Below are 12,502 nucleotides of genomic sequence, written 5' to 3' on the forward strand. Positions count from 1 at the left end.
AAAGCAGGTTTGACCATTCATCCGAGAAGAGAATGGCAGTCCTTGCCGACAAGACCCGGCGGGGGCACGTGCAGGCCGAAAAACTTCGCCTTTCATGATATGCTGGCCAAGTATTTTTGACTTTGTTTTTCCTGCGATGGAGGGATCCATGCAATTAAAGAAACTTGATCCGAGGCTGCGCCGGTATGCGGCCGAGGCAGAACTGAAATCATTTGACGACGAAACCGCCCTCGACACCTTTCCGTCCGCTCCCGCGTCCCTGGAGAGCACTTCTGCCGGGTCGCCGCCGCTTGGAGAGGTCCGGCGCGTTCTGGTCGAACTGCAGGCGGATCAACCGCCCGCGGCCTTTGCTGACTTTCATTGGGTACATGTGGCCGGGAAGATCTATTCCGTCTCGCTTCCGATGAACAGGCTGGTGGAGCTGCATGCGCATCCGTCGGTGGAAACCGTCGAAGCCGGACGGCGCTGGTTTCCGATGCTCGAAACTTCCCTTGCCGAAACCAGGGCGAATACGGTCCATCAGGGCAGTACCGGCGTCCCGGGCCGAACAGGGGCCGGTGTTCTGGTGGGCATCATCGATTACGGAATGGATTTCACGCTCGACGATTTCCGCAAGGCGGACGGCACCACAAGGCTGGCCTTTCTCTGGGACCAGCGCCTCGACGCCCGTCCGGGCGAGAGCGCGCCGGATGATTTCGCCTATGGCGTGGAATATGGGGCCGACCAGATTGACCAGGCGCTGAATGCGTCTGATCCGTTCAGTGTTGTCCGGCACAGGCCGGATGCGGCTTCGCACGGCACACATGTTGCGGGAATCGCGGCAGGCAATGGCAGATCGCACGATTCTGACTTCGCAGAAGGAGCGCATCTTGGAGCAGCGCCCGAAGCCACGCTGATTTTTGTTCAGCCGGATACGCGCGACGGGTCCGGCACATTTACCGATTCCAGCCACGTGGTCGATGCAGTTGCCTACATCATGAACAAGGCGGATGCGCTTGACATGCCCTGTGTCATCAACATGAGCCTCGGGCAGAATGGCGGTAGCCATGATGGGGAGAGCCTTGTCGAAAGGGCGATCGACCGTCTGCTGGAGCCTCTGGGGCGGGCGTTCGTGAGCGCGGCGGGAAATGAACATGTCTGGCATGGGCATGCCGCCGGAAACATCAAGACGGGCGAAAGCCGGGAACTGCGCTGGAAAACGGGTGGTGGCATGCCTTTGCCCGATGGCACCATCACCCAGACCGGAACGGACAGGACGTCGAGCGAGCTGGAGATCTGGTATTCGAGTGTCGACAGGTTTGCGGTGACACTGACTGCACCGGATGGAACACAGTACGGACCGGTGACCCCTGGTAAATCCCTGCTTCAGGACGAGGTCTTTATCGATTCGGAGCGCTTTTCGAGCTTGAACGGACAAGCGCGGATCTACATGCAACTGGAAGCACCATTCGGGCTCGGGATGCTGAGGTCCGGTGTCTGGACCTTGAAACTGGAGGCACTGGAAGGAGAAAACGGCCGGTTCGACGCCTGGATCGAGCGTGATCTGCGTGACCGGGACAACAATTATGCCGATCAGTCTTTCTTCCAGGGCGGCGATTTCGACCCTGTCCGCACGCTCGGCACTCCGGCAACAACTCGCAGGGCAATTGCGGTTGCCAATTACAGCCACTATTCACTTTCGCCGGCGGCTTCCTCCAGCCGCGGGCCCACACGCGACAATCGGAACAAGCCAGAGGTTGCCGCCCCTGGAACAAATATTGTTGCGTCCTGCGCGCAAGGCGGGCGGAACAACGGCAACGGCGGGGTCCACCCGATGCGTGTGCTGAAATCCGGCACCAGCATGGCTGCCCCGCATGTTGCCGGTATCGTTGCCCTGCTGTTTCAGGAAGCGCGCTCCTTGTCGGCGCCCCAGATCGCAAACATCCTGATGGCAACATCGGACAATCCGGACGGCATACCGGGGTTCGATGTTGCCTGGGGCTTTGGCCGGGTGAACGCGGCGCGTGCCCTGCGGCTGCTGCGCGACCCCGATCAGCCCGGGCGCACCGATGCGGTGATTTGAGCCTTCTGATGTGAAAAACAGGATGCGGCGCTGCTAGCGCCGCATCGCACTGCCGACCTGGATATAGGTGACAGCGGTATCCTCAGCGAGCGAGTTGAGGTTTTCTGCGGTGACGAGCAACGTCATCAGGTGGCTTTGAGGGCTCCAGGACAGCAATTCAGGAGCGCCCGCGCTGGTGGTGCGCAAAGCCAGATCGTCCGGGGTCTTGCCCGGTGCAAGTTCGACCATCGCCTTCATTTGCGCGGAGGGATCGTTTCTCATGATCGCCTTGCGCGCCTGCGGGCTGAGTTTCATCTGCCTGAAGTCCATACCTGGAATATAGCACTGCGCTGCCAGTCTTCAAAACCGGGTCAGCGTTTCCGATGCCCCAGTTTTGCGGCCTTGGCCATCTCGGCCCGTTTTTGCGCGTAGTTCGGTGCAACCATCGGGTAATCCGCGCTCAGGCCCCATTTGCGCCGATATTCGGCGGGGGTCAGGTTGAACTTCGTCTTCAGGTGGCGTGTCAGAAACTTGAATTTCTTGCCGTCCTCGAGACAGACGATGAACTCCGGAGTGACCGAGTGCTTTATAGGCACAGCCGGCACGAGGGGAGCCCTGAATACGGTTGGGGTGTTGTTGGTCGCGGTTTCCAGGGCAACGTGGACATCCAGAATCAACTCGATCAGATCCTGCTGCGGGACCGGGTTGTTCGTCACGTAGTTGGAAACAATTCCCGCGGTGAGCGCCATCAGGTTCGGCGAATCGAAGCTCTCGCCTTCTTCTGGTTCAGCCATGGGAGTTCCTTTTCCGAAATTGGGGACTGGAGAGGGCCGTGGGCGGGGCGGTGCCGGGCGCGCAGGCAAACCGTGCCAAATAGATTTGTTTTACGACTTCGCTTTTCAAGTAGCGATCACGTTTTTATCAAATAAAAAAATGTATGAGGAAATTTGGCCGATTTCGGAAACCGGAGAGTTTTCCATTGGCGCAATCTCAACTGTAGTTCTCAAGAAATACTGGACTAAAAATTCTGGTTGTTCCAAAAACCGCTGAAAACTGCAGGAAAAATAGACAAAATCGAAAATGCGATTTCTTCTCTATAGAAAAACTTGCTTTTCAAACCTGTAAACTGAACAGTGTAGTCATGAAGTTCGCATCTGCAGCAAAAGCAAATGTAAGAAAAACAGCATAAATAAACACAAGTATTTAAAGTAGTGCAAGGGCGGGGGATATGGGGATGCGGTTTCGGGAGTTCAAGGGCAAAAATGAAAAAGTGAAAAATTGTAAAAAATGATGGATTATCAATGTGTTGCAAAAATATGACTCCAAATGCCAATGTGCGCCAGAGAAAAATTCTGGCTTGAATTCCGGCGTCGGAACTGGCTTTTTGATGCGGAGACGGCCAACGGGGTGCAAGTAAACGCTTGTTGTTGGTAGTCTAAAGGTTAGTTTGAAGGGGTCGCGTTAAAGTATTCGAATCCGTTCCTTCAGCCTTCCGACTGAATTTGAAACTGGAGTAATGTAATGAAACTCAAGAGTTTGATGCTCGGCGCGGCCGCAGCTGCTGCTGCAACCACCGCCCAGGCGGCTGACCTTCCGGTCGCTCCGGAGCCGGTCGACTATGTTCGCGTTTGTGACGCATACGGCGCGCGCTTCTACTACATCCCGGGCACCGAAACCTGCCTCCGCGTTGGCGGCCGTGTTCGTACCCAGGTTGTCGTCAACAACGTTCTGGAAGACGGTGCCTTCAGTGACCGTGACTCCGACGGCTACTCCTGGCTGTCTCGCGGCTACCTGTACCTGGACGCTCGCACGGCTACCGAATTCGGTACCCTGCGCACCTACGTGTCCATCTACTCCACCGTGACTAACGGCGAAAACAGCACCACGCTGGAAAACGCCTACATCCAGTGGGGCGGTCTGACAGCTGGTCGTCTGACCTCGAACTTCGACATCTTCACCGGTCAGGCCTTTGTCGGTGTCGTGGATCGTGACTGGTCCGACGTAACGTCCAACCAGATTGCCTACACCGCTGCTTTCGGCAACGGCTTCTCCGCGACCATCGCTCTGGAAGACCGTTCCGATCGTGAATATGGTGATTACGGCGGGACCCGTGCTCCGGACTTCGTTGCCGCTCTCGGCGTTTCCCAGGGCTGGGGTTCTGCACAGCTGTCCGGTGCTCTGCACCAGGTTTACCCGGATGCAGCTGCCAACCGCACCAACAATGGTGGTGAAGACTCCCTGGGTTGGGCAGTCGGTGGTGGTGCTGCCATCAACCTGCCGATGCTCAACTCCGGTTCGAACATCTTCTTCCAGGGCTTCTACGCTGATGGCGCACTGTCCTACATCACCACGTATGACGGCGTAGCCGACTACAACGGCGACGACACCTCCACCGGTTACTCGCTGTCTGCTGGTGCCTACATCCAGGCAACTTCCACGATCGGCCTCGCGCTTGACGGTTCCTATGCCGACATCGACGCCGCAACTGGCCTGAACGACGTAACCCGTTACGCAATCGACGGTTCGGTTCAGTGGGAGCCGGTCTCCGGCTTCGTCATGGGTGCAGACGTTGGTTATGCAAACACCGACATCGACACCCAGGGTGACCAGGACGAACTCCTCTTCGGTGTTCGTATGCAGCGCACCTTCTAATCTTACGGTTAGACTCTGACTGACTAAAAATGACCTCCAGTCAGTCAATCGGCCCGGCAGACTCCAAACTGCCGGGCCTCCCCCGTTTTAGAGCACCCGCAGTCGCCGAGAGGAAAAGCGCCGTGTCTGCTGTGCTGTGGTTTCCGCGGCAACACCGAACCGGTGCGACTGAAAATTCTTTGCCTCTCCAATTGAAAAGACGTGCGACGCCAGAATGTTCTCGGCTAACATTCGCGGAATGCCAAAGTCTGAATACAAAAAGAAAAATCCGACGGTTCAGGACGTCGCCCGCGCCGCCAATGTGTCGACGGCAACTGTCAGCCGCGTGTTGACGACACCCGACAGGGTATCCGCGGAAACCCGGCGCCGTGTGTCGGAAGCGGTCGAAAAGACCGGCTACGTCCTCAATCATGCCGCGCGCAATCTTCGCCGCCGGGACACGGGAACAATCGTTGCGCTCGTTCCGGACATCGGCAATTCCCACTTTTCGAACATTCTCCAGGGCATTGAAACGGTCTGCGCGGAAAGACAGCTGAAAGTGCTGATTGCCGACACGCGCAAGCCGTCCATGTCGCATTCGAGCCTGAGTGACTATTTCAGCAAGAACAACTGCGACGGGATCGTTATCCTGGACGGGCATTTCTCGATTTCCCGAATCAGATCTTCCAATCCCAAGTCCCCGCCCATCGTGCTTGCCGGCGAGTGGAGCGACGATCCGGCGGTGCCAATTGCCGTTGTCGACAATCTGATGGGGGCGGATCTGGCAGTGTCGCACCTCCTTGAACTGAAGCACTCCAATATCGGCCACGTAACGGGCCTCCTGTCGCACAAGCCGGGACGGGACCGGCTCGACGGATTCCGGGCCACCTTGGGCGGTGCGGGTCTCGATCCGGCCAGTGCCTGGATCTTCGAGGGGGACTACACGCTGGAAGCCGGCGTCAGGGCCGCAAAGGCCTGGCTGGACCTGCCGAACCGGCCGACCGCCGTCTTCTGTGCCAGCGACCGGTCTGCCTTCGGCTTCATCTCATTCCTGAGTGAAGCCGGTATCCGTGTGCCGCAAGATGTTTCAGTTGTCGGGTTTGATGACATCGACATTGCCGGCCATTTCGTGCCGCCTCTGACAACAATCCATCAGCCTCGCCGGGCAGTTGGCGAGCAGGCTGCGAAACTGTTGCTCAACCTGCTGGGTGGTGCAAAGCCGGACAACGGCAGCGTTCAACTGGAGCCCTGGCTGGTGGTTCGCAAGAGTGCAGTCGAGTTGGTCTAGGCATCAGTCATTCGCACATGCAGCGCAAATGAAACAATTCGACACGATTGAAACATATTGCTGAAAATCCGCCGTCCTAGCCTGATTTTCAACGGGTTGGGACAGCGTCCTTCTTCGCCTTTAACAATTTACCGGTTGAAGGTTCGGTCGGCACGGCGTTTCATAGCCCCACAGGAAACGACCCTGGAAAACCGGGGCGCCTTCTAAAGGGAAGAAACATCTATGGTAGGGTCGGCCAGCGCTACATCGCGCGGGGAGGACACCTTTCCGAAGATTCTCATGCGCAACGCGCAAGTCTTCGGAGACCGGACGGCGTTCCGGGAAAAGGATTTCGGGATCTGGCAAAGCTGGACCTGGTCCGAGGTGTGTGAAGAAATCCGCGCATTCTCCATCGGTTTGAAATCTCTGGGCCTGAAGGCTGGAGACAAGATCGCCATCGTCGGTGCGAACCGTCCAAGGCTCTATTGGGCGATGGTGGCCGCCCAGGCACTCGGGGCCGTTCCGGTGCCTGTCTATTCGGACAGTGTTGCCGAGGAAATGGCCTTCGTGCTCGGCCATGCCGAAGTCACCTTCGCGGTGGTCGAGGATCAGGAGCAGGTCGACAAGCTCCTGTCGATGGCGGACGAGGTAAAGTCGCTCACCGAGATCATCTATGATGAAGTGCGTGGCCTGCGCGACTACGATCATACCCACCTGCACGGCTATTCCTCGGTACAGGAAAAGGGACGCGAGCTGCTAGCGGCAACGCCGTCCCTGGCAGCCGAGTGGGAAGCCGGATTTCGCGACGCCAAGGGCTCAGACATTGCGGTGATGCTGTACACTTCCGGCACCACCGGGAGACCGAAGGGCGTGATGCTGTCCTTCGACAATCTGGTCATTTCGGCACGCAACGGCAACAAGTTCGATCATCTGGACGAGACCGAAGAAGTGCTCGCCTACCTGCCGATGGCCTGGATCGGTGACCACGTGTTCTCCCTGGCGCAGGCCTTCACGGCGGCCTATTGCGTCAACTGTCCGGAAAGCATGGACACGATCGACGTGGACCGGCTTGAAATCGCGCCGACCTATTTCTTCGCACCGCCGCGTGTTTTCGAGAACATGCTGACCCGCATCATGGTGCGCATGGAAGATGCGGGGAAAACCAAGCGTGCGATCTTCGACTACTTCATGGAGGTCGCCAGCAAGGTGGGCGAGAAGATCCTGAATGGCGAAACGGTCGGCCTGAAGGACCGGATGCTTTACGCCTTCGGCGAGTTCTGCGTCTACGGACCTCTCAAGAACCGCATGGGTCTTACCCGCATGAAAGTCGGCTACACGGCCGGCGAGGCCATCGGGCCAGAGATCTTCCGGTTTTTCCGCTCGCTGGGCCTCAACCTCAAGCAGCTCTACGGCCAGACCGAAGCCAGCGTCTACATAACGCTGCAGCCGGATGGCGAGATCTACGGCGACACGGTCGGCAAACCTGCGCCCGATGTCGAGCTCAAGATCGCCGACAGCGGTGAAGTGATGTACCGCTCGCCGGGTGTCTTCGTCGGCTATTTCAAGAATGACGAGGCTACCGCCAGCACCAAGACGCCGGACGGCTGGGTGCATACGGGTGATGCCGGCATCATTGCCGAGAACGGCCACCTGAAGATCATCGACCGCGCCAAGGATGTGGGCAAGCTCAATGACGGGGCACTGTTCGCGCCGAAATACATCGAGAACAAGCTGAAGTTCTTCCCGAACATCAAGGAGGCGGTCGCCTTCGGTCACGAGAAGGACATGGTGGGGGTTTTCATCAACATCGATTTGACCGCGGTCGGCTCCTGGGCGGAACGCAACAACGTCAACTATGCCTCCTACCAGGAACTTGCCGCGCATCCGGATGTCTACGGCATGATCGAAAGCCATGTCGATCAGGTGAACCGGGACCTTGCCCGTGAACCGATGATGGCGGGTGCGCAGATCAAGCGGTTCCTGATCCTTCACAAGGAGCTGGACGCGGATGACGGCGAGCTCACCCGCACGCAGAAGGTTCGCCGGAGCTTCATCGCCGAACGCTATGGTCCACTGATCGACGCGCTTTACGACGGATCCACCTCCAAGCATGTGCGTACGGAAGTAACCTTTGAAGACGGCCGCAAGGGCGCAATCGAAGCCACCGTCGAGATCCGCGACATGTCCACCCATGACGCCGGAGCGGGCGTACAGGAGGCCGCCGAATGAACGCGATCGTTTCCGACAAGACACTGTCGCCGAATGGCGCGCAGGAACCGGCAGAGCGCGAGGTGCTGCTGCGGGTCGATAACGTGTCGCTGTCCTTCGGCGGCGTGAAGGCGATCACCGACATTTCGTTCGACATCCAGAAGGGCGAGATCCGCGCGATCATCGGTCCGAACGGAGCCGGCAAGACGTCGATGCTCAATGTCATCAACGGATTTTATCATCCGCAGGAAGGCACGATCACCTGGCAGGGCCAGGTGCGCCGCAAGATGAAGCCTTACGAGGCTGCCAGCCAGGGGATTGCCAGGACCTTCCAGAACGTGGCGCTTTTCAAGGGCATGACAACACTGGACAACATCATGTCCGGCAGAACTCTGAAGATGCACAAGAACTTCTTCTGGCAACTTCTGTGGCGCGGCCCGGCAGAGCGCGAGGAAATCGAACATCGGCGCAAGGTCGAGGACATCATCGATTTCCTTGAAATTCAGGCAATCCGCAAGACACCTGTCGGGCGCTTGCCCTACGGGCTGCAAAAGCGAGTCGAGCTTGGCCGCGCGCTGGCGATGGAGCCGGACCTGTTGCTGCTCGACGAGCCGATGGCCGGTATGAACCTTGAAGAAAAAGAAGACATGAGCCGGTTCATCATCGACGTGAACCAGGAATTCGGCACGACGATCGCCCTGATCGAACATGACATGGGCGTCGTCATGGATCTCTCCGACCGGGTGGTCGTGCTCGACTACGGCAAGAAGATCGCCGACGGGCCACCGGAGGAAGTGCAGGCCAGCCAGGCCGTTATCGACGCTTATCTCGGTGTGAGCCACTAGGAGGGACGAACCATGCTCTACGACATTTTTATCGATCCCTTCGTACAGATGTACCAGATGCCGGATTTCTTCCTGCAGGTCCTGTGGGAAGGTTTCGTCGCCGGAATTCTGTATGCGCTGATCGCGCTGGGTTTCGTGCTGATCTTCAAGGCCTCCGGCGTGTTCAACTTCGCCCAGGGCATCATGGTGGTGTTCGCCGGCCTGACGCTGGTGGGCCTCAACGAAAACGGTGTGCCTGCCTATCTGGCACTGATCCTGACCATCGGCGTGATGGGGGTTCTGGCATACGGAGTGGAACGGGTGGTCATGAGACCCCTGGTCAACCAGCCGGAAATCATCCTTCTGATGGCGACCATCGGCCTGACGTATTTCCTGGTCGGCTTCGGTGAGTTCGTCTTCGGCGGCGAGCCCAAGCAGATGATTACCGAGCAACTGGGGCTGCCAACCGGCTCGACCGCGTTCGAATTCGGTGACCGGGGTCTCGTGATCCTGCAGCATATCGATATTGCGGCAGCCGTGATCGCGGTGGTGATGGTGACGGCGCTCGGCATCTTCTTCAACAAGACGCGGATCGGCCGGGCCTTGCGGGCCGTTGCTGACGACCACCAGGCTGCCCTTTCCGTCGGTATCTCTCTCAACCAGATCTGGGCGATCGTCTGGTTCGCGGCGGGCCTCGTGGCCCTGGCGACCGGCATCATGTGGGGGGCGCGGTCCGACGTGTCCTTCGCGTTGGAAATCGTAGCGTTCAAGGCGTTGCCGGTACTGATCCTCGGCGGCTTCACGTCGATCCCGGGTGCCATTGTCGGCGGCCTGATCATCGGCTTCGGCGAGAAGATCGGCGAACTGTACTGGGGTGGTCTTGTGGGGGGCGGGATTGAATCCTGGCTCGCCTATATCATCGCCCTGATCTTCCTTCTGTTCCGGCCACAAGGCCTCTTCGGCGAACGTATCATCGAGCGGATCTAGGGATATCTGACCCATGTTTTATCGCGAAGCTGGCCAATTCAAGACGAGCTACAAGGCGGATCAGGCGCTGTTCCCGATCCTCCAGGACCGCGTCGGCCTGGCCGTCATTCTGATCACGGCATTTGCAGTCATTCCGGCCCTTGCCAACGACTTCTTCCTAACCTCCATCATGATCCCGTTCCTGGTGTTTTCGCTGGCGGCGATCGGGCTGAACATCCTGACCGGGTTCTGCGGACAGTTGTCCCTGGGAACCGGTGCGTTCATGGGGGTCGGTGCCTATGCCGCCTACAAGCTGACGTCGATCTTTCCCGATGCCAATGTCATCGTGATGGTTCTGGTGTCCGGCGTGTTCTCGGCTGCCATCGGCGCGGTCTTCGGACTGCCGAGCCTGCGCATCAAGGGGCTTTACCTTGCGGTGACGACGCTCGCCGCGCAGTTCTTCCTGGAATGGTGCTTCATCCGTATTCCGTGGCTCTACAACTACAACGCCTCCGGCGCGATCGAAGTGCCGCGCCGCGAAGTTTTCGGCATCATCGCCACGGGGGCGGAAGCAACGCCGCTGGCACGCTACTTCATCGTTCTCGGTATCACGGTACTCATCGCCTTCCTGATGGCGAACGTCCTGCGCGGCCGGATCGGCAGATCCTGGATGATGATCCGCGACATGGACATTGCGGCTGAACTCATAGGCGTTCGCCCGCTGCAGACCAAGCTGATGGCCTTTGCCGTGTCGTCCTACATCTGCGGCGTGGCCGGTGCGATGATGGTGTTCTTCTGGCTGAATGCCGCCGAGCCGTCGTCCTACTCCATCCGGTTGTCCTTCCAGGTGCTGTTCATGGTGATCCTGGGCGGCCTGGGCAGCCTCGGCGGAGCCTTCATGGGAGCCGCCTTCATCTGGATCCTGCCTGTTGTTCTGAAATTTGTACCCGGCCTCCTCGGCATCGACCTGGCCGCGGAGACCGTGGAGCACGCGACCTTCATGATCGTTGGCGCTCTCATCATTTTCTTCCTGATCGTCGAACCGCACGGCTTTGCGCGGCTCTGGCAGATCGCGAAGCAGAAGCTCAGGGTCTGGCCGTTCCCTTACTAGGGGCTGCCAGCCTTTTCGCCCGCCATCCGGACATGGACCGATCCGGTGAGGAATGGCGCAACCGGTCCGGCGGTATTCATTTCGATGCCGCGTGGGAGGAGAATATGAAAAGCATTAAGCAATTTGCGCTGGGAACCGCTGTTGCGCTCGGGGTCGGTCTCTCCGGCGCCATGACGACTGCGGTCCAGGCACAAGATACCAACTATGTGCCGCTCCTGACTTACCGGACCGGGCCTTACGCAGGCTCCGGCATCCATATCGCCAACGGCATGCATGACTACCTGCAGATGCTGAACGAGCGCGATGGCGGCATCGGCGGTGTCAAGCTGGCGCTGGAAGAGTGTGAAACCGGTTACAACGCCCAGAAAGGCGTCGAGTGCTACGAAGCCACCAAGGGCAAGGGCGCGCTGGTCTACAACCCGTATTCCACCGGTATCACGCTTCAGCTGATCCCCAAGGCCGGTGTCGACAAGATCCCGGTTCTTTCGATGGGCTACGGCCTGTCGGCTGCCGCTGTCGGTTCCACGTTCCCGTGGATCTTCAACGTGCCGGACACCTATTGGGACGGCGCTTCCGTGGTCATCAAGTACATCGGTGAGCAGGAAGGCGGTCTTGAGAACCTCAAGGGCAAGAAGATCGGTTACATCTTCCTTGACGCCGGTTACGGCCGCGAGCCCCTGCCGCTTTTGGAGCAGCTGGCCGAAAAATACGGCTTCGAACTGCTGCAGTACCCGGTTCCGGGTGCGGAAATGCAGAACCAGTCTTCACAGTGGCTCAACGTACGCCGCGACCGTCCGGACTACATGATCATGTGGGGCTGGGGTGCGATGAACCCGACCGCCGTCAAGGAAGCCGTCAAGATCCGCTTCCCGATGGACAAGTTCATCGGTGTGTGGTGGTCCGCGGGTGACGACGATGCTGCCGCCGGTGGTGAAGGTGCCAAGGGCTACAAGGCACTGAACTTCTCCGGTGTCGGCGCCGACTTCCCGGCTCTCGATGACATCAAGAAACACGTCATCGATACAGGCAAGTCCTCCACCGATGCGGAGACGATCGGCAGCACGCTCTATAACCGTGGCGTCCTGAACTCGGTCATCATCGCGGAAGGTATTCGCAGCGCCCAGCAACTGACCGGCAAGACGGTCATCACGGGCGAAGACATGCGTCTTGGTCTCGAGGCTCTCAACCTGGACGAGGCTCGTCTGGCTGAGCTCGGTCTGAAGGGCTTTGCCCATCCGATGAAAGTGACCTGCGATGACCATGCCGGCAGCCATCCGGTGTTCATCCAGGAGTGGGACGGCAAGAAGTGGCGTCAGGCTTCTGACTGGATCGAGCCGATGACCGATGTGGTCCGTCCGCTGCTGGAAGCAGCCGCTGCGGAATACGCAGAAAAGAATGCGCCGTGGCCGGCGCGCACCGAACCCTGCCCGAACTGATAGGCAGTCCGCTCCGCC

10 protein-coding genes are annotated in these 12,502 nt (G+C 58.8%); 8 read left to right on the forward strand and 2 right to left on the reverse strand.

Features of this window, described 5'->3' with window-relative positions; translation table 11 throughout:
- Positions 1-148: 148 nt before the first annotated feature.
- On the forward strand, positions 149-2,062 hold the full coding sequence (locus tag Q666_RS46330; RefSeq protein WP_208994009.1) for a S8 family peptidase: 1,914 nt from the start codon (positions 149-151) through the stop codon (positions 2,060-2,062).
- 33 nt (positions 2,063-2,095) lie between these two features.
- On the opposite strand, the gene Q666_RS46335 is transcribed toward Q666_RS46330, so the two are convergent.
- Together Q666_RS46335 and Q666_RS46340 are read right to left on the reverse strand one after the other, a co-directional pair.
- On the reverse strand, positions 2,096-2,356 hold the full coding sequence (locus tag Q666_RS46335) for a hypothetical protein (protein WP_152533331.1): 261 nt from the start codon (positions 2,354-2,356) through the stop codon (positions 2,096-2,098).
- A 56-nt stretch (positions 2,357-2,412) separates the two neighbouring features.
- A complete protein-coding gene (locus Q666_RS46340; protein WP_023003602.1) occupies positions 2,413-2,835 on the reverse strand; it encodes a MucR family transcriptional regulator in 423 nt (140 codons plus the stop codon).
- A gap of 727 nt (positions 2,836-3,562) precedes the next feature.
- Between Q666_RS46340 and Q666_RS46345 the strand changes: the two genes are divergently transcribed.
- The 7 genes from Q666_RS46345 (at position 3,563) to Q666_RS46375 (ending at position 12,484) form a co-directional block, all read left to right on the forward strand.
- A complete protein-coding gene (locus Q666_RS46345; protein ID WP_023003600.1) occupies positions 3,563-4,693 on the forward strand; it encodes a porin in 1,131 nt (376 codons plus the stop codon).
- Between the two features lie 238 nt (positions 4,694-4,931).
- Positions 4,932-5,960, forward strand: a complete 1,029-nt coding sequence (locus tag Q666_RS46350) for a LacI family DNA-binding transcriptional regulator (protein ID WP_023003596.1) — start codon at positions 4,932-4,934, stop codon at positions 5,958-5,960.
- A 222-nt stretch (positions 5,961-6,182) separates the two neighbouring features.
- Positions 6,183-8,168 (forward strand): AMP-binding protein, encoded by a 1,986-nt coding sequence (locus tag Q666_RS46355; protein ID WP_031270548.1) that lies wholly within the window; start codon positions 6,183-6,185, stop codon positions 8,166-8,168.
- On the forward strand, positions 8,165-8,992 hold the full coding sequence (locus Q666_RS46360) for an ABC transporter ATP-binding protein (RefSeq protein ID WP_023003592.1): 828 nt from the start codon (positions 8,165-8,167) through the stop codon (positions 8,990-8,992). The genes Q666_RS46355 and Q666_RS46360 overlap by 4 nt, the downstream gene beginning before the upstream one ends.
- A gap of 12 nt (positions 8,993-9,004) precedes the next feature.
- Positions 9,005-9,958 (forward strand): branched-chain amino acid ABC transporter permease, encoded by a 954-nt coding sequence (locus tag Q666_RS46365; RefSeq protein WP_023003590.1) that lies wholly within the window; start codon positions 9,005-9,007, stop codon positions 9,956-9,958.
- Between the two features lie 13 nt (positions 9,959-9,971).
- Entirely contained in the window at positions 9,972-11,048 is a 1,077-nt protein-coding gene (locus Q666_RS46370) for a branched-chain amino acid ABC transporter permease (protein ID WP_023003588.1), read from the forward strand.
- 104 nt (positions 11,049-11,152) lie between these two features.
- Complete coding sequence (locus Q666_RS46375) at positions 11,153-12,484, forward strand: ABC transporter substrate-binding protein (protein WP_031270547.1); 1,332 nt, start codon at positions 11,153-11,155, stop codon at positions 12,482-12,484.
- Positions 12,485-12,502: the final 18 nt, after the last annotated feature.

Origin of the sequence: Labrenzia sp. C1B70, assembly GCF_000475395.1 — a bacterium.
Taxonomy (GTDB): domain Bacteria; phylum Pseudomonadota; class Alphaproteobacteria; order Rhizobiales; family Stappiaceae; genus Roseibium; species Roseibium algicola.